Consider the following 25942-nt stretch of genomic DNA (forward strand, 5'->3'; position numbering starts at 1 on the left):
AGCGGGATATCAGAACGTTGTCCAGTTATCGCTTCCGTTATCCCGCGACGAGAGCGTCGGAAGACGAGCCGTCGTCTTATTACCCGAGTTACCATTACCGGAGCCCGCCCCTTGCAGTCTTGGCAAACCGGCAACATCCGCATCAGATATATGGAAAACCGACATCAGTTTTGCCAGCTTCGAGGCCTGTTCCTGCAACGAGTTCGCCGCGACGGAGGATTCGCTCACCATGGCGGCATTCTGCTGAATAGTGGTATCCATTTCAGCCACTGCACTGCCGATTTGCGCAATCCCACGGCTCTGCTCATCCGATGCCGAAGAGATTTCCTCCATGATGTCATTCACACGACTTACAGAAGCCACTATGTCATCCATCGCCGTTCCCGCCCGAGAAACCAGCTCTGTCCCGACATCCACGCGGGAAACCGATTCTGAGATCAGGCTTTCGATCTCTTTTGCCGCCTGTGAACTGCGCTGAGCAAGGCTACGCACTTCGCTGGCGACCACTGCAAACCCGCGCCCTTGCTCACCGGCTCGGGCTGCTTCCACCGCCGCATTCAATGCCAGAATATTGGTCTGGAAAGCGATGCTATTAATCACCGTCGTGATATCAGAGATCTTCTTCGAACTACCCGAAATATCGCTCATGGTATTAATCACGTGGTTAATAATATCCCCGCCGCGATTGGCATTAGTTGAGGCTTCTCCGGCAATCTGGCTAGCATATCGGGCATTATCAGCGTTGTTTTTCACGGTAGCCGTTAGCTCTTCCATACTGGCTGCCGTTTCTACAATCGCCGCCGATTGCTGCTCGGTACGTGATGATAAATCATTATTGCCAGCAGCAATGTCCGAGGAAACACTCTCAACGCTGTATACGCTTTGGCGAATATCAGTTATTAAATGACGTAATTTCTCCGTCATTATCATCATGGCCGTCGTTAATTGTCCCAGCTCATCATACCGTTCTACTGTGACAGTCGCAGAAAGATCGCCGCTTGCGATACGTTCAGCCAGTTTCAGGTTGGTTATAATGGGTCGGGTAATTTGCCGAGTGACAGACCAGGCGACCAATAAACCAAATACGATAGCTATCGCCCCTAGAATCAGAGTTTGCAGTACAGAGCTATTGATAATGTCATCATTTTTCGCACCAAGCTTTTGCAGAATATTGCCGATGTCACTCGTCATTCTGTCTCCGGTGGCTCGGAATTTGACATCGGTCGCTTTTAACTGGCCCAGCAGTGCGTAATACTGCTCAGCCGTTTGGTGATAATTTTCAAATGCTTGCCAGAATGAATCTACCACACGACGGCGATCGCCGCTGACCGAGGATGCCAGCGCATCGTAGGAGGCTTTCGATTCGGCATAGGCCTGTTTCTGCGCGTTAAATGCGACCTCGCTATTCTCTCTTTGTAAGGTGTAGGTGCTGTTCACCAGTTTGAGAAACAGTAACGAGAGGGCTTCCTTCTGCATAGATAACGCATTTTCATCCGCACTGACGGAAAGATCGGTCATAAATGCCGTTAACGCATCGGAAGCGTTAACCTGGCTGATTTTCTTCGCCGTATCGACCACCGCGCTGGCAGCGGCTTTCATGGCAGTAAGATCGGTATCATAGTTTGTGAAATCTTGATCAAGTTTATTAAAATCAGACAGATAATCTTCTTCCCACGTGAGGGTTTTCGCTTTTTCTTTCAGTTGGTGTGCCTGACTAATGTAGGTATTAAGGTTCTTGAGATTGTCCTCCGCAAAGGTGAATGAGTATTTTACTCTCGCCATTTTTGACTGATCGATTTGATGATTCATTTCATTCAAAATCGTCGTTTTAACATACAGATCGTGGATGATAAAAAACCGTATAGCGCTAACGCCAGACGCGATCATGACCAGCAACAGGACAACACCGAAACCGCCGTACAGCTTATGAGACACCTTGAGATTACTCATAATCCTGGTAAAAAAATGCATTTCCGCCCCCATTAACAAACCGCACCTAACACATTCCCGTAAATAGGGTTATCGGTTTGTCGTCGTAATGCTTTACCCGAAAGCGAGTGATATAAATCACAAATGAAATATATTAATCAATTAAGACATAAAAACTCACGCTAAGCGCCCGTATGCGATCGTTCATCCTATCCCTCGTGCAAATCCCCCATGAATCGCGGTTAACCTTGGGCAGATGCGGGGGCGGTATCGCTTGCAGTCTCCCGCCAGCTACGCGATTATTTGATGAGCTATTTCTACGTTAACTTCCTTAATCTGCTGGAGTTTATGATGAAACCTAGCGTTATCCTGTACAAAAACGTTGCTGACGACCTGCGCGCTCGTTTAGATCAACATTTCAGCGTCACTGAACTTGATGCCTTTCCTTCACTCGACCACCCGGCTCTGGCAACAGCCGAAGGCATCATTGGTTCCGGCGGCAAGGTCGATAAAGACTTCTTGCAACACGCACCGCGTTTACGCGCGGCCTCCACCATTTCTGTCGGGTACGACACCTTTAACGTCGATGCATTGAATGAAAAAGGGGTAATCCTCATGCACACCCCGACAGTGCTGACGGAAACCGTAGCGGATACCGTTCTGGCGCTGATGCTCGCCAGCGCGCGTCGGGTCGTGGAAGTGGCCGAACGCGTCAAAGCAGGTGAATGGAAAGGTGGTGTTGGCAGCGACTGGTTTGGTATAGACGTTCACCATAAAACCATCGGCATTCTGGGGATGGGCCGCATCGGTCTGGCCGTCGCACAACGCGCTCACTTTGGTTTCAGCATGCCGGTGTTGTACAACGCACGCCGCCATCACGCCGAAGCGGAACAGCGCTTTAATGCCCGTCATTGCGATCTCGATACGCTCCTCGCCGAGTCTGATTTCCTCTGTATCACGCTGCCGCTCACGGCAGAAACGCATCATCTGATTGGGCGCGAGCAGCTAGCAAAAATGAAACCCAGCGCCATTTTGATTAATATCGGTCGTGGTGCCGTCGTGGATGAAGACGCGCTGACGGAAGCGCTGGTGAAAGGCACCATTCAAGGCGCAGGTCTGGATGTGTTTGTCAAAGAACCGTTGCCCGTCGATTCTCCACTACTGGATTTGCCTAACGTTGTGGCGCTACCGCATATCGGTTCTGCCACGCACGAAACCCGCTACAGCATGGCCGCCTGTGCTGTCGATAATCTGATTGCCGCCCTGAGCGGTCAGGTAAAAGAAAACTGCGTAAATCCGCAGGTGTTGAAATAGCTCTCAAGCAACCTTAGCGCTGCGACGACATGCTCGCAGCGTGGCCGCTGTCCACTCAATAAACCCGTCATCACACGTAAAACGCGGCTATTTCCGCAAAAAAACACGCTTCTCCCTACCTAAAAACTGGATAACCAATGCCAGTTTTGTTCTTTGCTGTTTCCTAACGCCTATGGAAGTATCGGCTGTAATGAACGATTAACGTCTCCTGCCGTATTCCCCTACGTCTGGACGTAACCGATACGCATATTTACTTGATAAAACAGAATGTTAATAAAAACCATTACCTGTAGGGACAACCATCGTGGCGACTTTTTTGCATCCTCATCAGAAACTCACTCTTTTTGCCTCTCTGCTCCTGGGTGGTGCGCTAAGCGCACAAGCAGCGAACGAGGCGCCAAAAATCGGCGGCACGCTGATTTATCTGGAACAGCAGGCGCACACCAATCTCTATACACCCGCAGGCGGGTTTTATCCGAACGGCGGCATTCTCAATCAGATTACCGATAAACTGACGTACCAAAACCCTGAAACGCTGGAAATCGAACCGTGGGTTGCAGAGTCCTGGACCGTCAACGCAGATAACACCGAATACACATTCAAGATTCGTCCTGGCATTACCTTCTCTGACGGCACGCCGCTGGATGCCAACGCGGTAGCGAAAAATTTCGATACCTACGGATTAGGAAATACGGCGCTCAACCAGCCAATTTCAGAGGTCATCAATAACTATCTGCGCAGCGAAGTTATCGACCCGCTCACCGTGAAGTTTTACTTTAAGAAGCCATCTCCAGGCTTCCTGCAAGGCACCTCGGCCATCGGTTCCGGTCTGGTTTCGCTCAGTACGCTTGAGCGCAATTTCAATCAGTTAGGTAATGCCAAGAACATTATCGGCTCTGGCCCATTCGTGGTAAGCAGCGAGAAGCTGGGGCGCGAGCTGAAACTGACCGCCCGTAAGGATTACAACTGGGCACCGGTTAAATCGAAGCATCAGGGACGTGCCTATCTGGACAGCATTACCTATCTGGTCACCCCGGAAGACAGCGTGCGTATTGGCGCGTTGGTATCTGGTCAGGCGGATTTCATTCGTCAGATCCAGGCCTACGATGAAAAACGGGTGCAAAGTCAGGGCTTCAATCTTTATGCGCCACCGACACGCGGCGTGAATAACAGCGTGGTTTTCCGCCCGGATAACCCACTGGTCGCTGATATTCGCGTGCGTAAAGCGCTACTGCACGCCACCAACACCAAAGAGATCATTGATACGCTGTTCTCTGACAACTACCCACAGGCCACCTCACCACTGGCTAAAACCGCCGCCGGCTATGTCGATCTCTCCAGCAAGCTGGCCTTCGATCCCGCACTGGCCAACAAACTGCTAGATGAAGCGGGATGGAAAACCGGTTCGCAAGGATTGCGGCAAAAAGACGGCAAAACGCTGGAACTCACGGCTTATGAATCGCTGCCACAGCCGCAGAACAAAGAAACCCTGCAACTGGTTTCTCAACAGTGGGCAAAAGTCGGCGTGAAGCTGAACGTGCTGGCGGGTGACGCAGGCAGCAAAACCGTCGATAGCCTCGATCCACTGAAAACCGGCGTGGCACCGGCAATGGTTGGCCGTGCCGACCCAGACGTGCTGAAAAGCCAGTATTACCCGACGGTACGTAATGTCCTGCTGCAAAAAGGCGGTTCCAGCGACAAGGTGAGCACCTTTGTGGATGCACATCTGAATACGCTGCTGGATGGCATCGCCGCGGAAACCGACCGCAGCAAGCGACTGGCTCTGGTGGGAGAGGTGCAAAACTACCTGATCGATCAGGCTTACGTCATCCCTATTTTTGAAGAACCCCAGGTGTTTGCTGGTGCGCCCACCACCAAAGGTATCGCGTTTGAAGCCGTAGGCCGCCCTAGCTTTTACAACACCTGGCTGGATAAGTAGCACAGAAGAAGGGGGGAGAAGATCATCATGAACCGATATCTGGCACTGCGCATCGGTCAGGCACTGCTCGTCCTGTGGGCGGCATTCACCCTGTCTTTTATCCTGCTTCAGGCGATGCCGGGTGATGCCGTACTGATTAAGTTTCAAAACCCAGAGCTCGGTCTGAGCGCCGAGCAGATCGCGCAGTTGCGGTTGTCTTACAGCGCCGATACGCCGGTACTCACGCAGTATTTTCATGCGATAACCCAGATACTGCGTGGCGATCTCGGCCTCTCTCTTCAGGCGGGCGTGCCAGTCACCGAACTGATTGCCGCGAATCTGCCGCCGACGCTGCTGCTCGCGGTGCTGGGTTTTATTGCCGCTGGCCTGCTGGCATTTGCTCTCGCATTCTTATCGACGCTCACACCGTTCCAGTGGCTACGAAGCACGCTGCAATCGCTACCGTCGCTGTTTATTTCCGTGCCGACCTTTTGGCTGGGCATCGTGCTGATTCAGGTCTTCTCTTTCCGTTTGGGGTTGATTCCGGTGATTAACCCTGGCGAATGGGAAGGCCTGATTCTGCCCGTTCTCACGCTGGCGCTACCGATCTCCGCCCCGCTGGCTCAGGTGCTAATGCGCAGCATCGATCAGGTACAAACCCAGCCGTTTGTTGCCGTCGCCCGCGCCAAAGGGGCCAGCCGCAGCGGCGTGCTCTGGCGACATATCGCGCGTAACGCCATGCTGCCCACGCTGACCATCGCCGGTCTGCTGTTGGGCGAGCTGATTGCGGGGGCACTGATTACCGAAACCGTGTTTGGCCTTAACGGGCTTGGTCAGTTGACGCAGGAAGCCGTGAACTATCAGGACAGCAGTGTGCTACAGGCCATCGTACTGATTTCCGCCGCCGCCTTTGTTGTCGTCAATCTGGCCGTCGACCTGCTCTATCCCCTTCTTGACCCGCGCCTGAAAAGCACGCCAGGAGCCACGCTATGACTACCGTACAACTGGAAAAAATCACGTTTCCTCTTCTGCGCAAGCGGCCGCTTCTGCGTCGCTACACCTTTCAGCCGGGGCTGGTTCTGGCCTGGCTGGTTATGCTGACCGTCGCACTCTGGGCGCTGTTCCCCGGCTGGTTTACCAGCTATAGCCCGACGGAAGGCATCGCGGGCGCACAGCGGCTGGCACCCGATGCAGACTACTGGCTCGGTACCGATCAGCTAGGGCGTGACCTCTATGCACGTATCGTTTATGGCGCGGTGCACTCACTTTCTGGTGCGGTCATCGCCGTCGGGCTGGGTCTGGTACTTGGCAGCCTGTTCGGTCTCTTGGCGGGTGCCGTTGGCGGCTGGCTGGATAGCGTTGTGATGCGCAGCATTGATGTGTTGCTGGCCATCCCCGGCCTGCTGCTGGCATTAAGCGTCATCATCCTGTTGGGTTTCGGCACGGTTAACGCCGCGATTGCCGTAGGTGTCACCTCCGTCGCCAGCTTCACCCGTCTGGTGCGTTCAGAAGTGCTGCGCGTGCGCCACAGCGACTATGTCGAAGCCGCCTATGGCAGCGGCGGCACCTTTTTCAGCGTGTTATGGCGGCATATTCTGCCGAACTCACTGACCACCGTTTTCGCCTTTGCCGCGTTGCAATTCGGTAGCGCGATTCTGGCCATCTCCACACTCAGCTTCCTCGGCTACGGCGCACCGCCGCCCACACCGGAATGGGGCCTGTTGATCGCCGAGGGTCGTAACTACATCGCCACCGCGTGGTGGCTAACCACCTTCCCCGGTCTGGTGGTGGTACTCGTTGTGCTGTCCGCTAACCGCATCAGCCAGTCAATCAGGAGAACGGCACGATGAGCCTGTCAGCCAGCTTACAAACCGGCGCGGCAGTGCCCGTGTTGGCTCTGGAAAACGTTACGATTACCTACCGCAGTGACGATCGTGAGCAGACCGTGGTGGAAGGCGTCTCTTTTCATATTCAATCTGGAGAAGTGGTCGCGCTGGTCGGGGAATCCGGTTCAGGGAAGACCACCACCGCGCAGGCGGTTATCGGTTTGCTGGCCGAAAATGGTCGGTTAACGCGCGGTGCCATTCGGCTCAATGGCATAGATATCAGCGGCTGGTCGCAGAAGCGACTGGACAGCGTGCGCGGCGCGCAGATCAGTCTGATCCCGCAGGATCCCACCAGTTCCCTGAATCCGGTACAGACCATCGGTGAGCAGGTAGACGAGATTCTGCGGATTCATCAACGGGAAGATCGCCAGACTACCCGCCAGAAAACGCTGGCCCTGCTGGAGCGCGTGGGGCTAAACCAGCCGGAACTGCGCGCAAAGCAGTACCCGCACGAACTGTCCGGTGGCATGAAACAGCGCGTCCTGATCGCGATTGCGATTGCGCTAAAACCCGCGCTGATTATTGCCGATGAACCCACCAGCGCGTTGGATGTCACGGTACAGAAACGTATTCTCGATCTGCTTGATGAACTACGACGCGAAAATGGCACAGCGGTGCTGTTCGTCACCCACGATCTGGGTGTGGCGGCCGAGCGTGCCGATCGGCTTCTGGTCTTCCAGAACGGCTATATTCAGGAGCAAGGCCCTACGCTTGAGGTACTCAGCGCGCCCTCAAGCCACTATGCCCGTACGCTGCTGGCTAACGTCCCGTCGCTAAACCCAACGCCGCGTCCACCGCGCAACAATACATCGGGATCTGACATTATTGTCTCGGTTGAAAATCTGGTGCAGACCTTCCCCTTGTCAGGCCGTAAAGGGGAATACTTTCGGGCGGTAGATGACGTCTCTTTCCGCGTGGCGCGCGGCACAACACACGCTATTGTCGGCGAATCCGGCTCAGGTAAAACCACTACAGCGCGCAGTCTGCTCGGCTTTCATCACCCCAGTGCCGGGCGCATCCTGATCGACGGCACCGATATCACCCACCTGAAAGGTGAAGCGCTACGGCAGTTCCGGCAGAAAATTCAGTTGGTCTATCAAAATCCTTTTGGCTCACTCGATCCGTCACAGCAGTTGTACGACATCGTTGAAGAACCACTGCGCAATTTTAATCGCCATACCGCCGCGCAGCGGGAGCGAAAAATTCATGAGATGTTCGAGCGCGTCGCCCTGCCAGCCGCGCTGCTGTCACGCAAACCGCGTGAGTTGTCCGGTGGCCAACGCCAACGTGTTGCTATCGCCCGGGCGCTGGTGCTGGAACCACAGGTACTGGTGTTGGACGAGGCCGTTTCCGCGCTGGATGTCACCGTGCAGGCACAGATTCTACGTTTGCTGACCGAATTACAGGAATCACTCGGGTTAACGTATCTGTTCATCTCACACGATTTGGCGGTGGTACGCCAGATCGCCGACACCGTTTCCGTGCTTTACCACGGTAAGCAGCTTGAATCCGGCCCGGTGGAGCAGATCTTCGCCCAGCCCGAACATCGCTATACCCGTGAACTCATCGAGGCCATCCCCGGGCAGCAACATCCGGCTTTTGCCCATTCGCATCACTCTCACATTCGTACTGAATCCACATTCACTCTGAAACACATTCACGCTGAAAAAATGGCACTAAACCAAGGACTGTAGAATGACAACGAAACGGCTGGGATTTTTCACGCGATTGCTGGATGACGCTTCCGCTCAGCAGCGCTATCGGCTGGCGACGGAACAGATCGTCAAAGCCGAACAACTCGGATTCGACAGCGCCTGGGTCGCGCAGCACCACTTTCACGCCGATGAAGGCGGGTTACCTTCACCGCTGGTGTTTCTGGCGCTGGTTGCCGCACGCACGCACCGCATCCAACTCGGCACCGGCGTAATTACGTTGCCGATGGAAGAGCCGCTGCGCGTGGCGGAAGATACCGCCGTGCTCGATTTACTCAGCAACGGCAGATTAGAGATCGGCGTGGGTTCTGGCGGTACGCCATCCTCCTTTGCCGCGTTCGGCCATGACAGTGCACAGCGCGGCCAGATCCTCGGACGACATCTGGAGAAACTGCGTGCCGCGTGGCGGGGAGAAGCCTTGAGTGAAGACGGTAATCAGCTCTATCCTGCTGCGCCACATTTAGATAAACGCGTCTGGCAAGCCACGTTCTCCATTGAAGGCGCAGAGCGAGCGGGTAAAGCGGGCGATGGTCTGATGCTCTCTCGCACCCAGCCGCGCCCGGAGCATTTCCCGGACGCCACGCTGGCTGACCTGCAAAATCCAATGATCGATGCTTATCTGGCCGCGTTACCCGCCGGCGTCGCACCGCGCATCCTCAGCTCGCGCAGCGTTTTCGTGGCTGACGATCGCCAGTTGGCACTGAGTCTGGCAGAAAAAGGGCTTAACCGCTCCGCCGCCCGTTCCGGCACGTTCCGACCGATTCCTCACGACTCGGTAGAGGCGCTGATTGCCTCCTTCGATAGCCATGTCGGCACCGCCCAGGATGTTATCACGTCACTTCGGGCAGACAGCTCGCTGGAGCGTGCGACCGATGTGACATTCCAGGTGCACTCCATCGACCCGCCGCACGCATTGATTCTACGCTCACTTGAACTGATTGCGACTCAGGTCGCCCCCGCTTTGGGCTGGAAGCCCGCCGTAAAACAAAAAAGCCCGCTTGGGCAGGAGATCGCATGACGCACGCTAACACGTTACACACCCCTGACGTACTGGATGCACTGGCCGAAATCGGCCCGGACTCCGCCCTCGCCGCAGCCAGAAAAACCCGCGATGCAGCAACTCGACACACTCAGGGCAGCTACGATGCGCTGTTTAATGCCAACACCGCAGACGATGCGACACTGCCGCTATCGCTGCGCTTCTGGTTTGCCGCAAAGATTAGCGGCTGGCAGCAGGATGAGCAGCTACAACATTTCTATACCGAGCGACTGGCAGACTTCCCGGAACCCACGCCGACACCCGCGCTACAACTGGCGTTGGATCACGCCGAACGCCTGACGAAAACGCCCGTGCAGGCCACAGCGTCCCATGTCAGCGCTTTGGCGCAGGCGGGCTGGTCGGTAAACGATATCGTGACGCTGTCGCAGCTCATCGCATTTGTGAATTTTCAAAGCCGGCTGCTGCGCGGCTATCGCCTGATTGCCGGCCATCGCGTCAGTCAGCCGCATTCACAGGCCGCCGTCGCGGGTCAGTGGCATACGCAACCGCTGACGCACAGTGGTAAATCTGCACCGCAGGCGTTTACTCAGGCAGAGCTGGGCTGGGAACCGTGGATCGCCCCCAAACCGCTGGCCGAATTTAATGCGGATGAGCAGGCGATTCTGGCGCGTTTCGGCCACACCGATTCCGACTATTTTCGTCTGCTAGGCCGCAATCTCCCGGTACTGGAACAGCGCACACTGACGGATAAAGGGATTTTCTATACCGCTGGCGGCCTGCCGCGCAAAGAACGCGAACTGATCGCCGCCGTCACCAGCAAGGTCAATGGCTGCATTTACTGCGCCTCGGTACACGCGCGTAAAGCCAGCCAGCTTTCCAAACAGGATAGCGATGTGCAGCGGCTGCTGGATGTCGTTCCCGGTGGCGATTTGGGCATCGGCCAAAGTCCGCGTTGGCAGGCGATTATTGATTTCTCAGCGCGCCTTTCCGCCACACCCGCGCAGGTCAACGCCAACGATCTGAAGCAGTTACAAGAACAAAGGCTGGATACAATGGAAATTGTCGATGTGGTGCAGTCAGCCGCCTTCTTCTCATGGGCCAACCGACTGATGCTAACGCTGGGCGAACCGTTCTGGCCGGAGCATTAACCCAATGCCTGCGCAAGCGGGCGGCACGGCATCCGTGCCACCTGTTGCTGCCTATTTTTTCAGGTTGGCAGGGAAATCCGCAGGCAATTCGCTGGCAGGACAGTTGATGACATCATTGTTGTTCTCTCCACAATCGTGGATGAACGTGATGGTGGCGAACTCATCAATGACTTCTGTAGGGTACGCCGGGCCCGCTTCGCGATACGCTTCCATTTCAGCGATGTGTTCGTTCTGGAAGCACACCGTTTTCTCTGGATTATTGATGATCCAACGCGGGAAGAAGATAGTGCCGTGAAAGAGCTTATCGGCAATGTTAACAATCAGGCTGACGTCTGTCCCCGTTGGCTCTGTCCATGAAATTTTATAAACCTCGCGGGCGACCTGCACGATATACACCTGCTGATCCTTCACCCAACGGTTGCCAACAAGACCGCTATGAATACGGTAGTCTATGGTGTTGGCATTTTTGACATACAGTTCGTAATTCCAGCCATTATCATAGGTATAGACCAGATGTTTTCCCACAAAATGGCTCAGATCGTGTTGATTAAATGATGGCATGATAGTTCTCCTGAAGTAGGTAAACTCACTCTATAGTTTTATTAATTCGATTAATAATGCTATTTTTATGGGTAAATAATTCAATATTTAGATATATTAACAATGATGGCAAAGACGACGCTGGAACAGTGGGAAATCCTTCAGGCGGTGATTGATTTGGGCGGCTATACGCAGGCGGCAAATGCGCTTCATCGCAGCCAGTCTTCAGTTAGCTACCAGCTTTCTCTGTTACAAGAGCGACTGGGCATCGCGCTACTCACCATCCACGGACGCAAAGCCGAGCTGACGCCAGAGGGTGAAAGCCTGCTGGCACAGGCGCGACCCGTAATACGGTCCATTCATGTATTGGAAACCCGCGCCCACTCTCTAAAAATGGGCGAACAGGCCAGCATCAATCTGGTTGTCGACAGTACCTTCCCCAAAGATCGCCTATTCCAGTTGCTCAGCGCCTTTCAAAAACAGCATCCGGCCACACGTATCCACCTGACCGAAGTGCTGCGTAATGAAACGCCGGAACAATTGAAAGCACGCGAGGCGGATATTTATGTCATCACATCGCGTGAACTCGACGGCATCGCCGGACAATGGCTGATGAACGTTGATTTCATCGCTGTCGCACACTGCCACCATCCACTTTTCTCACTCCCCACGCCGTTAAGCCATGAAGCACTGTCTCGCTACCCCTGCGTAGAGATTGTGACGCGCGCGACGCCGCATACGCAGCCCTCTTCTGCCGAAAGCTGGACATTCACCACGTTTGAAGCGGCCACACAGGCCGTTTTACATCAAGTGGGTTACGGCTGGTTGCCAGAAGCGCGGATTGCAGATCACCTCAATCGGGGTGAATTACAAATATTGCCGTTACAGCAAGGGGAAAGGCGCACCACCCCGCTCTATCTGTTAGCCGAAGAGAAAGGGCAGCCGCTCAGCAAAGAGATTCTGACGCTCATCGCACTGCTGTTCGGCAAGATTTGATGTCTGGGGGGATTGTCGATAATTTCGATACGTAACTCATGCCGCCTACCGCCGGGAAAGCGCCAGGCGCGCGGCGAAGGCCAGAAAGACAACACCTGTCGTTCGGTCCATCCATTTCACGACCGAGCCGCGACGCAGAAAACGCAACAGCGGGCACGTCGCGGCAAACGTAAAAGCCATCAGCGATTCGGTCAAAGTCACGGTGATTCATCACGCCAACAGGAAAACCACAGAATGCGCTATCCTCATCAAGAATGATGCAAGTTAGCTAACACACTAGCTTATTAGCGATCTCTGCCGACTATACGATAGGGCATGACCCCCCTTATTTTCAGTCAGGCCATACAACTCAACAGCACACAACGACAGCGAAAAATGAGACGCGCAGACTCAATGATCTAGAAAGCTGGTTAATCAATCAATTGCCTGAAGTAGCAGAAGATCTAAACCCCGGCGCAACGCAAAACGAGTCCGTGCCTACATACAGTCGGTGTGGCAGTGCCGAATGATTTTCTCGCGCTGTATTGCTGGCACTACGGGAAACGTATGACACAAAACACTGTGGGTTCCCTTCGCGTATAACTGGGGCGGTAACTATCTGGCTGTCGATCTGGATCCCGATGTACAAGGCACCCGTGGACAGGTGATCAACTGTGGACGTAACGAAGACAGAAAAATAGCCATTTCTCCCAGTCTTGATGCATTTCTCCACTGGACGATGGGGAAATAAACGCAGGAGGGAATCGCCCTCCTGACATTTTCTTTTAGCGGCGCGACCAGTAGGCCATAAAGTTGATCGTTTCTTTATCGAGGTGGCGCTCGTCCAGCAGGTAGCGGCGCAGCCGTTTGATGGCAGATGATTCCCCCGCCGCCCAGGCGTAAAACGGACGGTGCGCCGTTGCCCGCTCCCATAGTAGTTCATCTTCCGGCGTCTCCTGTGCGATCTCATCACGGTTGGTACAGGCGCTGGCGGGGATCTTCACGTCCTGTTGCACCGCAGCCAGCAAGCGTTCGCCCCATATCGCGCTGCCCGTTTCCTCACGCGGCAACCAGTGGATTTGTGTAAACGGGAAGTTTCCCGACGTTACGCAGTCCGCCGTTTTTGGTACTTCAAAAAAAGCCTGCACCGACGGCGGAGAAGGCTGGGTCGCCAACAGTTCGAGAATCCCCATTGCCGCTGGCAGCGCCGTCTCATCCGCAATCAGCAGCACCTGCTCAACACCATCGTGCGGTGCCCACTCATAGCCGCCGCTGTCGCCATCGGCTTCCGCGTTGGGCGCGACAATCTGTAACGTATCGCCCGGCTTGGCGTGGTTCGCCCAGCTTGAGGCTGGCCCGGTATCGCCGTGCAATACAAAATCGATCGACGCCTGCTGTGACTCACGCGAGACGGAGCGCAGCGTATAGGTACGTAAAATCGGACGACGCTCGCGCGGTAGCGCCAGATAGTCCTGATACCAAGTATCGCTCACAGCCATCGGCGTCAGTTCCCCGCTTTCACTGGCGAACAGCAGCTTGATACGCTGATCCGGCGCGTCCAGTTTCATCTGGCGCACTTCCGGCCCGGTAAACACACAGCGAGCTAATGAAGGCGAGAGCAGCGTCTTACTCTCTAAGCGTAAGTTGAACAACCGATAGGCTGAAGACGTTGTACGGGTAGCTGAAGACATAGTAAGAAAGCCGTATGTTTTGTAAGGAAAAATCAGTCAGCGGGATCAAACCCATTTGATGCAACTTACCATAAACAAAACACTAACGATAATCATTATCACCATTCAAGTAAATGCCGTGATAAAAGCAGCATTTTCTCCATTCCGTGGCAGGAAGCTATTCGGCACAGGCACAAAAAATCATCAAAAGACGTGTTAACAGGTCTTGGCTTACTTATTTTAAAGACCTGCTAACCCGTCATTACAGGTCTATCATGCCGAATATTATATTAAGTGATACCAGTGCCTGCGTCAGTGAACTGAAAAAGAGCCCGATGGCGACGGTCAACGCTGGCGGCGGCCTACCTGTCGCTATCCTGAACCGCAACCAGCCGGCGTTTTATTGTATTCCTGCGGGTCTCTACGAAAAAATGCTGGATGCGCTGGACGATCAGGAGCTGATTAAGCTGATCGGTGAACGAAAAAACCAGCCGCTCGTTGAGGTGGATTTGGATAGTTTCCTATGAACTATCGCGTCAAATTCAGGGAAGAGGCGCTAAAAGAATGGCTCAAACTCGATACGACTATCCAACAGCAATTCGCCAAAAAACTAAAAAAATGCTGCGAAAATCCCCATGCTCCTTCGGCAAAGTTACGGGAGATGAAGGATTGCTACAAAATAAAGCTCCGAACGTCAGGCTTTCGTTTGGTTTACGAAGTCATTGACCACATATTGGTTATCGCCGTGGTGGCGGTAGACAAACGTGAGCGTAGTGGCGTTTATCATCTGGCGAGTGAGCGAATGAGGCTGTCCCATATCCTATAAATTAGTGGGAGGTCACTACGCATCTTCATGATGTCTTTGCCATGGCTTCCTGACAGGACTCCAATGCCTTTAAACCAGGACGTATTTACGGGCTATTTGCTCGTATCCCGCAGTGGTTATCTTTGTGCAGTTCTGCATCGATGTCCACATCATGAAGCCTGGAAGGGATACCGCCTTCGCAATACCACTCTGACATCTGAAGGTAGAGATGTTTGAACTGCTGCTTAATCGCGATAACATTTCCCAGACTGTTTTTATTGTGAAAAAAGCGAGCGTTCGCCCCCCACAGTACATCATCAAACTTTATCGCCTTAAGAGTCCAGGTTGTGCACCGCCACTGCGCTTCCGACAGCATAGTTCATGGAAAGGATATTTTTAAAACGCCTTTCCAGTTTCCTAACCATGAACCAAGGCCTTCAGCTTTTTATTTTCCCAGAACGGCAACTAACCGGGCAGACGGACTAAGCCATTCTGCTGGATTTTATGACCCTTGCCTCATCTGCGCACCCAATGATGCCGGCAGATAAGGGGAAGGGGAAAAATGTAACGTTCAGGAGGCACCGTACTGCTCCCTCCCCCAGTGTAATGCAGTATTAATCAGCTTCTCCAAAAGGCGTTGCACCTGCCGACCCTTCTCAGGAAGATAGGCAAAGCTCTCTTCATCCATATAGCAGCACTGAGACATTTCCATCTGTACCGCATGAATATGGTTCGCGGGATCGCCGTGGTGGCGAGTGATATACCCGCCCTTAAAACGGCCGTTGAGTATTCGGCTGTAGTTCGGGAACGCCTCGCAGCTTGCCAGCAGCGCTCGGCTGAGTGATGGCGAGCAACTGGCACCATCGGCCGTGCCGAAGTTCAGATCTGGCAGACGCCCTTCGAACAACCGCGGTACCACGGATTTGATCGAGTGTGCGTCCCAGAGTAGAGCATAGCCAAATTTCTCACGCAGACGCACCAGTTCATCAGCTAACGCCTGATGATAAGGCTGCCAGACGTTTTCCAAAATCGCGGCCTTCGCCTCTTCATCTGGAGCACCTCCTGGCTGAAACAGGGCTTCGCCGTCAAAAAAGATATCAGTAAACAACCCGGTAGTCGCCGTGCTATAAAGCGGCTTATCGTCCGCCGGGCGGTTGATATCCACCACGTAGCGGGAATAGCGGGCGCACAGCGTACTGGCCCCCATGTCCGCGATGGTCTGATAAAGCAAGGGAATATGCCAGTCAGTATCTTCCAGACGCTGCGCCCTGGGCGTAAGGCCACGGGCGACCTCTGGGGTTAATAACGTTCCTGGATGGGGCATGCTAACCAGCAGCGGCAGGTTCCCCTGCCGGAAATCAAACGCCTTAATCACGATAAACCTCCTTACCTTGATAAATCACCTGTTTCGAAAGGGAGCCCCCCATCCAGTAGCTCAGTTCCGCCGGATGGTCAATATCCCACACCACAAAACTGGCCTCTTTTCCGGCTTCCAGAGAACCGCAAACCGCCTCCAGCCCCAGCGCCTTCGCGCCGTTAAGCGTCACCCCGGCCAGCGCCTCTTCTGGCGTCATGCGAAACAGAGTACAGGCCATATTCATCATCAGACGCAGGGACAACACCGGCGAGGTGCCGGGATTTAAATCGCTGGCGAGGGCAATAGGCACCCGGTACTGGCGCAGCAGTTCCAGCGGCGGAAGCTGTTTTTCACGCAGGAAGTAGTACGCGCCGGGCAGCAACACGGCCACCGTTCTCTGGCGAGCCATCTCGGCAATGTCTTCTTCGCACAAATATTCCAGATGATCCGCCGACAGCGCCTGGTAGCGAGCGGCCAGCGCCGCTCCATGCTGTAGCGACAACTGCTCGGCGTGGAGTTTTACCGGCAGACCCAGTTGCTGCGCCGTCTGGAATACCCGCTCCACCTGTGAAGGTGAAAAAGCCAGGTGTTCGCAAAACGCGTCCACTGCATCTACCAGCCCTTCCTGATGCAGCTCCGGAAGCAGTTTCTCGCAGATATAATCAATCCAGGCGTCAGCCCGATCCTGATACTCTACCGGCACCGCATGGGCCGCCAAACAGGTGCAGCGCACGGTTAGCGGCAACGATTCGCCCAACTGGCGAATCACCCGCAGCATTTTGCGCTCGTTTACCAAATCAAGGCCGTAGCCGGACTTTATTTCCAGCGCAGTCACGCCATCTTGACACAGCGCCTTAACCCGCTGCCAGGCATTTTCCAGCAGTTCGCTTTCACTGGACTGCCGCGTGGCGTTCACCGTGCTGGCGATGCCCCCGCCCGCTGCGGCAATTTCTGCATAGCTCGCTCCGGTAAGGCGCATTTCAAATTCACAGGCCCGATCGCCGCCAAATACCGCATGACTATGGCAATCTACCAGCCCCGGCGTGACGACCCGGCCCTGTAAATCCACACGGCGGGCGATGGGCAGATCCGGCAAATCCTCCTTGTTGCCGACCCAGAATAACGTTGCGCCGTCGGTCAGCATCGCACCATCAGCAAGCAGCTGGTAGCGGCCGCCCTGCATAGTGGTAATCTGACAGTGGTGCCAAAGGGTATACATGTCGCTCTCCTTAACGAGTTATCGCAGTACCAGCCTCCGCGTCGGTGGTCTGAATTTTGCGCAAGATGTAATACAGCGATGCCGGAATCGCCAGCGCGATAATCACCGCCAGCGCCACCAGAGGCGAAGGGGAACCCTTGCCGTCGCGTCCGCTTCGCCGTGGCAATTAATCCGCAATCATTGGCAGGTTGAGCCCTTGTTCCCTAGCGCATTCAATCGCGATGTCGTAACCCGCATCGGCGTGACGCATTACTCCGGTCGCCGGATCGTTGCTCAGCACTCTGGCGATACGTTCCGCCGCTTCGTCGCTGCCATCACAGACGATGACCACGCCAGAGTGCTGGGAGAATCCCATCCCCACGCCGCCGCCGTGGTGCAGAGAAACCCAGGTCGCCCCGCTGGCGGTGTTCAGTAAGGCATTCAGCAGCGGCCAGTCGGAAACCGCGTCGGAGCCGTCCTGCATTGCTTCGGTTTCCCGGTTTGGGCTGGCGACGGAGCCAGAATCCAGATGGTCGCGGCCAATTACCACCGGTGCTGACAGTTCGCCGCTGCGCACCATTTCGTTAAAAGCCAGCCCCAGTCGGGCGCGCTGCCCCAGCCCCACCCAACAGATACGCGCCGGCAGTCCCTGGAAGCTGATGCGCTCTCTGGCCATATCCAGCCAGTGGTGCAGGTGCTCATCATGCGGGATCAGCTCTTTCACTTTCGCGTCGGTACGGTAGATATCTTCCGGCTCACCGGAAAGCGCCGCCCAGCGGAACGGGCCAATCCCCCGGCAGAAGAGCGGACGGATATATGCAGGCACAAAGCCCGGGAAATCAAAGGCATTTTCCACGCCCATCTCTTTCGCCATTTGGCGGATATTGTTGCCGTAATCGAAGGTAGGAACCCCTTGCTTCTGGAAGGCAAGCATCGCTATAACGTGTTCGGCCATCGAGGCCTTCGCCGCTTTGATCACTTCCGCCGGATGAGACTGCGCGCGGGCGCGATATTCTTCCCAGCTCATGCCCAGCGGCAGGTAGCCGTTGAGCGGATCGTGGGCGCTGGTCTGGTCGGTCACCATATCTGGACGCACGCCGCGTTTGACCAGATCCGGTAAAATTTCCGCTGCATTGCCGTGCAAGGCAATAGATACCGCCTTCCCTTCTGCGGTATAGCGGGCGATGCGGGCCAGTGCATCATCCAGATCGCTCGCCTGCTCATCCACATAGCGGGTACGCAGGCGGAAGTCGATACGCGACTGCTGGCATTCAATATTCAGCGAACACGCTCCCGCAAGCGTAGCGGCCAGCGGCTGAGCGCCACCCATGCCGCCGAGGCCAGCAGTCAGCACCCAGCGCCCACGCAGGCTACCGTTGTAGTGTTGACGCCCGGCTTCCACGAAGGTTTCGTAAGTGCCCTGTACGATGCCCTGGCTACCGATATAGATCCACGACCCGGCCGTCATCTGGCCGTACATCGCCAGCCCTTTGGCGTCCAGTGCGTTAAAGTGCTCCCAGTTGGCCCAGTGCGGTACCAGGTTGGCGTTGGCGATCAGCACACGCGGTGCATTGCTGTGGGTTCTGAAAACCCCCACCGGTTTGCCGGACTGGATCAACAGAGTTTCATCATCATTGAGCTGCTTCAGGGTCTCAACTATCTTGTCGTAGCATTCCCAGTTACGGGCCGCCCGACCAATACCGCCGTATACCACCAGTTCTTTGGGATTTTCAGCCACATCAGGATCGAGATTATTCATTAACATCCGTAGTGGGGCTTCAGTCAGCCAGCTTTTAGCATTTAACGTGGTACCGCGTGGTGCCCTGATTTCAACATCACGATAACGGAAAAATTCACTGCTCATGCGCTTCACCTTCTGTCTTTTATTAAATCGGAGAGATGCTCGCTGAAAAATGGCATCTTTTTAAAAAAACACCCCTACATGTATATACATGCTAAGCACATATAATGCCAAAATGACGATTTTATTTTAAACCCAATAAAAACAATAATATAAAAATATTTTTTCAAAAAAAATTAATGAAAAATAAAACCCTCGCTTTAAATGCACTAATTTTGTGCGTTATATTTTATTTTTCACACCAAATTGATGCAAAAAACGATAGATTTTACCTAAAAACAACAAAACCACGCGCTGTGTATACCGAATACAGCCAATGAACACCACTCACCCTTCTCCCAAGAAATAAATTAACTAATTGTTATTTAATAAATTAAAAAATAAAAAAATAAAAAATTAATGTTATGGCATTTAATTTGCCTGTTGTACATACAACAATATACATAAATGATTTTACACGGACGTTTTACCAGTACGACAGAACGATGACCATAAGGCGTGACGATGATTACTTTTAATAATGTGACCAAGCATTACGACGATGGCACGGTAGTGGTGGATGGCCTGGATTTGGTTGCGCCGAGCGGTAAGATTACTGTTCTGGTAGGGCCTTCCGGGTGTGGCAAAACCACATCGCTACGGATGATCAACCGACTGGTGGAACCCTCCTCCGGCACCATTTTGCTTAATGGCGAAGCCACTAAGCTGATGGATGTGGTGCAACTGCGGCGACGGATTGGCTACGTTATTCAGAACGCCGGGCTGTTTCCACATAAAGATATCATCGACAACATCGCCACTACTGCCATCCTTAATGGCGTGGTGAAAAGTAAAGCCAGAGCCAGAGCGGCAGAACTTCTGGACGTTGTCGGCCTGTCTCCGCAACTGGCGAAGAGATACCCGTGGCAACTTTCCGGTGGTCAGCAACAACGTGTTGGCGTGGCTCGTGCGCTGGCTTCTGATCCGGAATTTATGCTTATGGACGAACCCTTCAGCGCCGTCGACCCGGTCATTCGCGAGCAATTGCAGGAAGAATTCCTGCGCATTCAAAAAGAGGTGGGTAAGACCATTATTATGGTCACTCACGATATTGACGAAGCCATGAAACTTGGCGATCAGGTCGCGGTTCTCAAACCCGGCGGTAAACTGGCACAACTGGCTACCCCTGGGGCATTACTCAACTCGCCGCAAAGTGAATTTGTCGCCGATTTTATTGGCCGCGACCGTGGCTATCGCAAACTGAGCTTCCACCACTCTGACCTGTTGCCCGGCTTGCAAGCAGAACTGACGGTGGAAATAGGCACCCCTGCTGCCCACGCTCGGAGCCTCACCACCCAGCACTGGCTGCTGGTCACCCACAACGGTAAAGTCTGCGGCTGGTTCGACACCCGACAGCAGGTTGCGGCGATTGTCCCGGAAGCTATCAACCTTGGCGCCACGTTTTGCCCGCAAGGCGGCACCTTGCGCCAGTTGCTGGACTCCGCGTTGAGCTCGCCATGTCATCGTGCAGTGGTGGTTGACGAACGGCTCGCTCTGGTGGGAACGCTGTCTCTTGAGGATGTTCTGGATGCCTGTAAATCAATGACCGAGGAGGAATCATGAGATTTGACTGGCTGTGGGGGCAAAGAGACCATATCCTCAATTTATTACTCTGGCACTGCTATTTATCCATTACGCCGATTGTGATTGGCCTGCTGTTGGCCATTCCAGCCGGCTGGGCGGTATATAGCATGCCGAGGGTAAAAAACATCATTCTCAACCTGTTCGGTTTACTTTATACCATTCCGTCTCTGGCGCTGTTTGTCCTGCTCCCGCCGCTATTGAACACGAAAATCCTCGACCCGATTAACGTAGTGGTAGCGCTGACGATTTATAGCTTTGCTCTGCTGGTGCGCACCGTGTGCGACGGACTGGATTCCGTCTCCACCGATACCCGCCAATCTGCCTTTGCGTTGGGTTACCAACCAATACAGCAATTTTTCCAGATCGATCTGCCACTCGCCGTACCAGTGATTGGTTCAGGCATGCGTGTGGCGGTGGTTTCTAACGTCAGCATTGTCTCTGTTGCCGCGCTGATAGGGGCTCCGCAGCTCGGCTCTCTGTTTACTCAGGGATTCCAGTTACAGTTTCTGACGCCAATCATCGCGGGCATCGCATTGTGTATTGTGCTGGCGTTTGTGCTGGATTATCTGGTGGTCGCAGCCACCCGTGCGTTATGCCGTTGGCAACCGAAAAGAGGATGATGTATGTCTGAATGGTTTTTCAATCTCAGCCACTGGTTCGGCGATGATGGCATCGTTCCTTTACTGTTGCAGCATATCGCCTATAGCACAGCGGCGCTGGTTATCGCGATTGCTATTGCCTTCCCAATCGGTTGCTACACCGGGCACACAGGAAAAGGCGAAGCACTGCTTATCGGCACCACCAACGCCCTGCGTTCCCTGCCCTCATTCGGCCTGATTATTTTACTGGTGATCCTGATGTCGAGCTGGTTTGAGTCGGATCTGGCCTTCATGCTGCCCTGCATTATCGTGCTGGTGGTATTGGCGCTTCCTCCAGTGGCACTAGGGGTTCACGCCGGGATTCGCTCTGTTGATCCCAGCGTGCATGATGCGGCTATCGGCATTGGTCTGACACCATTTCAGGTGTTGATGCAGGTGGAACTGCCCTGCGCCACGCCGCTGATTATCTCCGGAATTCGCAGCGCTGTCCTGCAAATCGTCTCTACCGCGACCATTGCCGCGTATGTATCGCTGGGCGGACTGGGGCGATTGATTATCGATGGACGGGCGGCGAACGATTTTGCTCAGATGACCGCAGGGGCGGTGCTTGTCGCACTGCTGGCTCTGCTCATCGATCTCCTTTTCTCTTTCTCCGAGAAAATTATGGTATCGCCGGGTCTTTCCCGACGAACCAAAAACCAGTGATGTCCAGCCCTTTAATTACAGAAGGTTTATACGATGAATATCAAAAAACGCTATTTGACGCTGTTCAGTGCCGCCATGCTGTCTGTCGCCTCTTCTGTCTGGGCAGTGCCCGCGGCGAGCACGAAAGTGATTATCGGTTCAGCAGATTTTCCGGAAAACCAACTGCTGGCGACCATTTACGCTCACGCGCTGGAAGCGCAACATATCCCAGTAGAGAAAAAACTCAATATCGGCAGCCGCGAGGTCTATATCCCAGCGCTGTTAGACGGCTCCATCACTGTTATCCCCGAGTACAGCGGCGCGCTGCTGAGCTACCTGGATGCCACCAATCAAGCCCACAGCTCGGAAGATGTTGCCAGTTCGCTGATGAGTAAACTGCCGAAGAACGTGAAGATGCTTAACCTCTCGACGGCGCAAAACAGCGATGTCCTGGCGGTGACCCGCAAAACGGCCGAAAAATACAACCTGAAAACGATTGATGACCTGAAGCCGATCGCTGGCGAACTGGTGCTCGGCGGCCCGGCCGAGTGGAAAACTCGCCACGAAGGTGTTCTCGGTCTGCGTGATGTATACGGCCTAAACTTCAAAAACTTCAAAGTGCTGGATGTCGCCGGCCCGCTGACAATCAACGCGCTGAAAAATAACCAGATTCAGGTCGCTGATTTAACCTCCACCACGCCAGAAATCAAAAAAGACCGCTTTGTCGCACTGGCCGATCCGAAACACCTGTTTGCGGCGCAGAATATTGTGCCGATTGTCGCCAGCAACGTGCTGACCCCAGAAATTGAAAGTACGTTGAATAAGGTTTCTGCGCAACTGACCACCAAAGACCTGATTGCCATGAACGAACAGCTTGGTGAATTCGCCAACATTGATGAGGTCGCGCATCAATGGCTGGTGAAACACGGTCTTAACAAATAAGGAACGGTTGCAGATGACGACACACGCCTCTTCTCCCGAACAGCATCAGGATGCCGTAATTTTAGGCAGAACGACGACCACTATCGAAGAGCTGGTACGTATCGCTGACGGCACGCCGGTCATGTTGGATCCTGAAGCGCTGACACATATGGATCATGTGAGCCGCTATATTCACCACGCCATTGCCGACGGCAAAGTGATTTACGGTCTGACGACCGGTGTCGGGGATCTGGTGACCAAACGTCTATCCGCAGACCAGATTGGCCTGATGCAAATGAACATGCTGCGCAGCCACGCTTGCGGCATGGGGCCGGCTCTCCCGGAACGGGAGGTGCGCGCCCTGATGGCAGTGATGCTGAAATCGCTATTACAGGGATACAGCGGCGTCAGCGCTGAGCTGGCGCGCCACATGTGCCAGATGCTCAATCAACGCATTACCCCGTGGTCACCTTCTGGCGGCTCGGTGGGTTATCTGATCGCCACTGCCCACATCGGGCTATCGGTTTTCGGCGAAGGACAGTGCTGGTATCAGGGCCAACTTCTGCCGTCTGACGTAGCGCTAGCCCGGGCCGGGATCGTCAAGCGAACGCCTGGCCCTCGTGAAGGTCATGCCTTAATCAGCGGAACCTATGAAATTACCGCCCTGGCCTGCCTGGTAATAGGCGATTTTGAACAATTACTGCCAGTAGCCGATATGGCGGGCGGCATGTGCCTGGAAGCCCTGAAAGGCAATACGCGCGGCTACGATGCCCGCCTGCATGCTCTGCGCCCGCACGACGGTCAACAGGAAACCGCACGTATTTTGCGCTGCCTGCTGCGCGATAGCGAGATCCTTGCGCAGTATCGCAATCACCGGGTACAGGATGCGCTTAGCCTGCGCTGCATTCCGCAGATCCACGGCGCCGTTCGCGATCAACTGGCTCACTGCCGCCAGATTGTGACCATCGAACTGAATTCCGTTACCGATAACCCGGTATTTTTAATCGAAGACAATGAGCTGGTTATTCTGCCGGGGGGCAACGGCCATGGCGCACCTCTGGCGCTGGCGCTGGATGCGCTGGCCGTGGCCATTGCCCAGGTGAGTACTGCCTCGCAGGCGCGTTCCGATCGCATTACCAACGTGCATCTCAGTGGTCTGCCTGCTTTCCTGGTCGGCGCTAGCGGCGCCAATTCCGGCATGATGATCCCGCCGTATGTTGCCGCCGCGCTGGCTGGAGATAACCGCAGCCTGGCCGCGCCTGCCAGCGTGCATACCGTCTCTACCTGCGCCGGACAAGAGGACCATATCAGCATGGGCGTATCATCAGCCCGCAAGGCCATGAAATTGGTAGAAAATGCCGTGGATATTGTGGCCATTGAGCTGCTGTGCGCCTGCCAGGCCATTGAATTTCATCGACCGCTACGCGCATCCTCCGGGACGGAACTTACTCTGTCGCTGGTACGCCAGAAAGTGGCGTTCCGCAACAGCGATACCGCGCTCTACCCGGATATGCACGCGCTACGCGATCTGATTGCCAGCGGTGTTCTGAGCCGCCAGCTAAACGCCCTGTTTGAGGAGATAAATCATGACTGAGTCATTACAAGCGCTGAGCGGCGTGCGGGTGCTCGATTTATCCCGCGTGCTGGCCGGGCCGTGGTGCGCTTCGCTGCTGAACGATCTCGGCGCAGAGGTGATTAAGATAGAAATGCCAGGCAGCGGGGATGATTCGCGCCGCTTCACGCCGCATATTGGTGGCGAGAGCAGTTACTTCATGCAGCTCAATCACGGCAAAAAAAGTGTCACCCTTGATCTGAAAAGCGCGCAAGGGCTGGAGATCCTGAAGCAACTGGTCGCCAGCGCAGACGTGCTGGTCGAGAATTTTCGCCCCGGCGTCACCGCACGCCTTGGCATTGATTACCCGACGCTGCAAGCAATAAATCCGCGCCTGGTGTACGTCAGTATTTCCGGCTTTGGTCAGTTGGGGCCACTAGCGCACAAAGCCGCCTATGACCATATCATCCAGGCGATTGGCGGCATTATGCAGGTCACCGGCTGGGCGGACGGTGAGCCGACTCGCGTGGGCGACGCCATCGGCGACGTGGTTGCCGGGCTATACGGCAGTTGGGCAGTTCTGGCGGCCTTACTACAGCGTGGCCTCAGTGGTAAAGGCCAGCATCTGGACGTTTCAATGCTCGATACCATGGTCACGTTGCAAATGGTCTCATTAACCCAATGGATGGGCGGACAACCCTCGGCCGGCCGGCTGGGCAACGCGCACCCAATCAGCGCGCCAATGGATAGCTACCGCGCGCAGGACGGGTATCTTGTGATCGCCGTCGCTAACGACAAACTCTTTCGCCAGTTGGCGGCAGCGATGGGACAGCCTGCGCTGGCCGATGATCCCCGTTTTTCCAGCGACCCGCAGCGCTTGGCTCATCAGCCGCTATTACGCGAAGAGATTGAACGCTGGCTGGCGGATAAAACCGTCAGTCAGGCACAGTCCCTACTGGATATTGCCGGGGTACCAGCCTCACCGGTGCTGCGGCTGGATCAGATTCTCGCCAGCGACTATGCCCGGCAGCGCGAGCTAGTTAAGCAAGTCTACCATCCGCAGGCCGGGAATATCTCAATTGTGCCGCAACCGGTAAAAATGAGCGGTGCCTGCGGGGAACCGGCATTGCTCCCGCCCCAGTTGGGAGAACACACGCATGCCGTTTTACGCGACATCCTTGGTATGGATGACGCAACCTTAGCGCAACTGCAAACGCAGGGCGTCATTTAACCTAACCAACGGAGGGAGA

Annotated in this window: 24 protein-coding genes and 1 pseudogene; 17 read left to right on the forward strand and 8 right to left on the reverse strand. The window is 54.7% G+C overall.

Annotated elements, in window-relative coordinates; translation table 11 throughout:
* Nucleotides 1-9: 9 nt before the first annotated feature.
* Nucleotides 10-1971 (reverse strand): methyl-accepting chemotaxis protein, encoded by a 1962-nt coding sequence (locus ACKQAD_RS08450; protein WP_409159750.1) that lies wholly within the window; start codon nt 1969-1971, stop codon nt 10-12.
* A gap of 309 nt (nt 1972-2280) precedes the next feature.
* Between ACKQAD_RS08450 and ghrB the strand changes: the two genes are divergently transcribed.
* From ghrB to ACKQAD_RS08485, 7 genes are all read left to right on the forward strand, one after another.
* A complete protein-coding gene (gene ghrB / locus ACKQAD_RS08455; protein WP_409159814.1) occupies nt 2281-3243 on the forward strand; it encodes a glyoxylate/hydroxypyruvate reductase GhrB in 963 nt (320 codons plus the stop codon).
* Nucleotides 3244-3547: 304 nt separating this feature from the next.
* Entirely contained in the window at nt 3548-5182 is a 1635-nt protein-coding gene (locus tag ACKQAD_RS08460) for a TIGR04028 family ABC transporter substrate-binding protein (protein ID WP_409159751.1), read from the forward strand.
* A gap of 27 nt (nt 5183-5209) precedes the next feature.
* On the forward strand, nt 5210-6154 hold the full coding sequence (locus ACKQAD_RS08465) for an ABC transporter permease (RefSeq protein ID WP_409159752.1): 945 nt from the start codon (nt 5210-5212) through the stop codon (nt 6152-6154).
* A complete protein-coding gene (locus ACKQAD_RS08470; RefSeq protein ID WP_409159753.1) occupies nt 6151-7011 on the forward strand; it encodes an ABC transporter permease in 861 nt (286 codons plus the stop codon). The genes ACKQAD_RS08465 and ACKQAD_RS08470 overlap by 4 nt, the downstream gene beginning before the upstream one ends.
* Entirely contained in the window at nt 7008-8741 is a 1734-nt protein-coding gene (locus tag ACKQAD_RS08475) for a dipeptide ABC transporter ATP-binding protein (RefSeq protein ID WP_409159754.1), read from the forward strand. Before ACKQAD_RS08470 ends, ACKQAD_RS08475 begins: the two co-directional genes overlap by 4 nt.
* Before the next feature lies 1 nt (nt 8742).
* On the forward strand, nt 8743-9777 hold the full coding sequence (locus ACKQAD_RS08480; RefSeq protein WP_409159755.1) for a putative FMN-dependent luciferase-like monooxygenase: 1035 nt from the start codon (nt 8743-8745) through the stop codon (nt 9775-9777).
* The gene (locus ACKQAD_RS08485) at nt 9774-10907 is read left to right on the forward strand and encodes an alkylhydroperoxidase domain protein (RefSeq protein WP_409159756.1); all 1134 of its coding nucleotides are present in this window, start codon (nt 9774-9776) and stop codon (nt 10905-10907) included. Before ACKQAD_RS08480 ends, ACKQAD_RS08485 begins: the two co-directional genes overlap by 4 nt.
* A gap of 51 nt (nt 10908-10958) precedes the next feature.
* On the opposite strand, the gene ACKQAD_RS08490 is transcribed toward ACKQAD_RS08485, so the two are convergent.
* Complete coding sequence (locus ACKQAD_RS08490; protein ID WP_409159757.1) at nt 10959-11468, reverse strand: phenolic acid decarboxylase; 510 nt, start codon at nt 11466-11468, stop codon at nt 10959-10961.
* Between the two features lie 102 nt (nt 11469-11570).
* Between ACKQAD_RS08490 and ACKQAD_RS08495 the strand changes: the two genes are divergently transcribed.
* Nucleotides 11571-12443, forward strand: a complete 873-nt coding sequence (locus tag ACKQAD_RS08495) for a LysR family transcriptional regulator (RefSeq protein ID WP_409159758.1) — start codon at nt 11571-11573, stop codon at nt 12441-12443.
* Nucleotides 12444-12488: 45 nt separating this feature from the next.
* On the opposite strand, the pseudogene ACKQAD_RS08500 reads toward ACKQAD_RS08495, so the two are convergent.
* A pseudogene (locus ACKQAD_RS08500) lies at nt 12489-12581 on the reverse strand (LysE family translocator); the annotation flags it as partial.
* Nucleotides 12582-13053: 472 nt separating this feature from the next.
* On the opposite strand from ACKQAD_RS08500, the gene ACKQAD_RS08505 reads away from it, so the two are divergent.
* Nucleotides 13054-13173 carry a hypothetical protein gene (locus tag ACKQAD_RS08505; protein ID WP_409159815.1) on the forward strand — a complete coding sequence of 40 codons (120 nt, stop codon included), beginning with the start codon at nt 13054-13056 and terminating at the stop codon, nt 13171-13173.
* 34 nt (nt 13174-13207) lie between these two features.
* On the opposite strand, the gene ACKQAD_RS08510 is transcribed toward ACKQAD_RS08505, so the two are convergent.
* Nucleotides 13208-14113, reverse strand: a complete 906-nt coding sequence (locus ACKQAD_RS08510) for a siderophore-interacting protein (protein WP_409159759.1) — start codon at nt 14111-14113, stop codon at nt 13208-13210.
* Nucleotides 14114-14367: 254 nt separating this feature from the next.
* On the opposite strand from ACKQAD_RS08510, the gene ACKQAD_RS08515 reads away from it, so the two are divergent.
* Both ACKQAD_RS08515 and ACKQAD_RS08520 read left to right on the forward strand, forming a co-directional pair.
* Complete coding sequence (locus tag ACKQAD_RS08515) at nt 14368-14619, forward strand: type II toxin-antitoxin system Phd/YefM family antitoxin (protein WP_409159760.1); 252 nt, start codon at nt 14368-14370, stop codon at nt 14617-14619.
* Complete coding sequence (locus tag ACKQAD_RS08520) at nt 14616-14918, forward strand: type II toxin-antitoxin system RelE family toxin (protein WP_409159761.1); 303 nt, start codon at nt 14616-14618, stop codon at nt 14916-14918. Before ACKQAD_RS08515 ends, ACKQAD_RS08520 begins: the two co-directional genes overlap by 4 nt.
* A 550-nt stretch (nt 14919-15468) precedes the next feature.
* On the opposite strand, the gene hutG is transcribed toward ACKQAD_RS08520, so the two are convergent.
* Genes hutG through hutU form a run of 4 tightly spaced genes read right to left on the reverse strand, consistent with a single transcriptional unit; the run spans nt 15469 to nt 19316 of the window.
* Nucleotides 15469-16272 (reverse strand): N-formylglutamate deformylase, encoded by an 804-nt coding sequence (hutG, locus tag ACKQAD_RS08525; RefSeq protein ID WP_409159762.1) that lies wholly within the window; start codon nt 16270-16272, stop codon nt 15469-15471.
* The gene (hutI, locus tag ACKQAD_RS08530; protein WP_409159763.1) at nt 16265-17473 is read right to left on the reverse strand and encodes an imidazolonepropionase; all 1209 of its coding nucleotides are present in this window, start codon (nt 17471-17473) and stop codon (nt 16265-16267) included. The genes hutG and hutI overlap by 8 nt, the downstream gene beginning before the upstream one ends.
* Nucleotides 17474-17483: 10 nt before the next feature.
* A complete protein-coding gene (locus ACKQAD_RS08535; RefSeq protein ID WP_409159764.1) occupies nt 17484-17639 on the reverse strand; it encodes a hypothetical protein in 156 nt (51 codons plus the stop codon).
* Nucleotides 17640-19316: a urocanate hydratase gene (hutU, locus tag ACKQAD_RS08540; RefSeq protein ID WP_409159765.1), complete on the reverse strand. Its 1677-nt coding sequence runs from the start codon at nt 19314-19316 to the stop codon at nt 17640-17642.
* A 501-nt stretch (nt 19317-19817) separates the two neighbouring features.
* Between hutU and ACKQAD_RS08545 the strand changes: the two genes are divergently transcribed.
* The 6 genes from ACKQAD_RS08545 to ACKQAD_RS08570 are packed head-to-tail and all read left to right on the forward strand — an operon-like array spanning nt 19818 to nt 25923.
* Entirely contained in the window at nt 19818-20915 is a 1098-nt protein-coding gene (locus ACKQAD_RS08545; protein WP_409159766.1) for an ABC transporter ATP-binding protein, read from the forward strand.
* A complete protein-coding gene (locus ACKQAD_RS08550) occupies nt 20912-21556 on the forward strand; it encodes an ABC transporter permease (protein WP_409159767.1) in 645 nt (214 codons plus the stop codon). The genes ACKQAD_RS08545 and ACKQAD_RS08550 overlap by 4 nt, the downstream gene beginning before the upstream one ends.
* A gap of 3 nt (nt 21557-21559) precedes the next feature.
* The gene (locus tag ACKQAD_RS08555) at nt 21560-22240 is read left to right on the forward strand and encodes an ABC transporter permease (protein WP_409159768.1); all 681 of its coding nucleotides are present in this window, start codon (nt 21560-21562) and stop codon (nt 22238-22240) included.
* Nucleotides 22241-22273: 33 nt separating this feature from the next.
* The gene (locus ACKQAD_RS08560; RefSeq protein ID WP_409159769.1) at nt 22274-23161 is read left to right on the forward strand and encodes an ABC transporter substrate-binding protein; all 888 of its coding nucleotides are present in this window, start codon (nt 22274-22276) and stop codon (nt 23159-23161) included.
* Nucleotides 23162-23174: 13 nt separating this feature from the next.
* On the forward strand, nt 23175-24734 hold the full coding sequence (locus ACKQAD_RS08565; protein ID WP_409159770.1) for an HAL/PAL/TAL family ammonia-lyase: 1560 nt from the start codon (nt 23175-23177) through the stop codon (nt 24732-24734).
* Entirely contained in the window at nt 24727-25923 is a 1197-nt protein-coding gene (locus ACKQAD_RS08570) for a CaiB/BaiF CoA transferase family protein (protein ID WP_409159771.1), read from the forward strand. The genes ACKQAD_RS08565 and ACKQAD_RS08570 overlap by 8 nt, the downstream gene beginning before the upstream one ends.
* Nucleotides 25924-25942: the final 19 nt, after the last annotated feature.

The organism is Pectobacterium artocarpous (assembly GCF_046159765.1).
Taxonomy (GTDB): domain Bacteria; phylum Pseudomonadota; class Gammaproteobacteria; order Enterobacterales; family Enterobacteriaceae; genus Pectobacterium.

Bases quoted from the DNA above. Each gene is read 5' to 3' on its own strand.
- ACKQAD_RS08450 (WP_409159750.1), bottom strand. From the start codon at position 1,971: ATGCATTTTTTTACCAGGATTATGAGTAATCTCAAGGTGTCTCATAAG.
- ghrB (WP_409159814.1), top strand. From the start codon at position 2,281: ATGAAACCTAGCGTTATCCTGTACAAAAACGTTGCTGACGACCTGCGC.
- ACKQAD_RS08465 (WP_409159752.1), top strand. From the start codon at position 5,210: ATGAACCGATATCTGGCACTGCGCATCGGTCAGGCACTGCTCGTCCTG.
- ACKQAD_RS08470 (WP_409159753.1), top strand. From the start codon at position 6,151: ATGACTACCGTACAACTGGAAAAAATCACGTTTCCTCTTCTGCGCAAG.
- ACKQAD_RS08475 (WP_409159754.1), top strand. From the start codon at position 7,008: ATGAGCCTGTCAGCCAGCTTACAAACCGGCGCGGCAGTGCCCGTGTTG.
- ACKQAD_RS08480 (WP_409159755.1), top strand. From the start codon at position 8,743: ATGACAACGAAACGGCTGGGATTTTTCACGCGATTGCTGGATGACGCT.
- ACKQAD_RS08485 (WP_409159756.1), top strand. From the start codon at position 9,774: ATGACGCACGCTAACACGTTACACACCCCTGACGTACTGGATGCACTG.
- ACKQAD_RS08490 (WP_409159757.1), bottom strand. From the start codon at position 11,468: ATGCCATCATTTAATCAACACGATCTGAGCCATTTTGTGGGAAAACAT.
- ACKQAD_RS08495 (WP_409159758.1), top strand. From the start codon at position 11,571: ATGATGGCAAAGACGACGCTGGAACAGTGGGAAATCCTTCAGGCGGTG.
- ACKQAD_RS08510 (WP_409159759.1), bottom strand. From the start codon at position 14,113: ATGTCTTCAGCTACCCGTACAACGTCTTCAGCCTATCGGTTGTTCAAC.
- ACKQAD_RS08515 (WP_409159760.1), top strand. From the start codon at position 14,368: ATGCCGAATATTATATTAAGTGATACCAGTGCCTGCGTCAGTGAACTG.
- ACKQAD_RS08520 (WP_409159761.1), top strand. From the start codon at position 14,616: ATGAACTATCGCGTCAAATTCAGGGAAGAGGCGCTAAAAGAATGGCTC.
- hutI (WP_409159763.1), bottom strand. From the start codon at position 17,473: ATGTATACCCTTTGGCACCACTGTCAGATTACCACTATGCAGGGCGGC.
- hutU (WP_409159765.1), bottom strand. From the start codon at position 19,316: ATGAGCAGTGAATTTTTCCGTTATCGTGATGTTGAAATCAGGGCACCA.
- ACKQAD_RS08545 (WP_409159766.1), top strand. From the start codon at position 19,818: ATGATTACTTTTAATAATGTGACCAAGCATTACGACGATGGCACGGTA.
- ACKQAD_RS08550 (WP_409159767.1), top strand. From the start codon at position 20,912: ATGAGATTTGACTGGCTGTGGGGGCAAAGAGACCATATCCTCAATTTA.
- ACKQAD_RS08555 (WP_409159768.1), top strand. From the start codon at position 21,560: ATGTCTGAATGGTTTTTCAATCTCAGCCACTGGTTCGGCGATGATGGC.
- ACKQAD_RS08560 (WP_409159769.1), top strand. From the start codon at position 22,274: ATGAATATCAAAAAACGCTATTTGACGCTGTTCAGTGCCGCCATGCTG.
- ACKQAD_RS08565 (WP_409159770.1), top strand. From the start codon at position 23,175: ATGACGACACACGCCTCTTCTCCCGAACAGCATCAGGATGCCGTAATT.
- ACKQAD_RS08570 (WP_409159771.1), top strand. From the start codon at position 24,727: ATGACTGAGTCATTACAAGCGCTGAGCGGCGTGCGGGTGCTCGATTTA.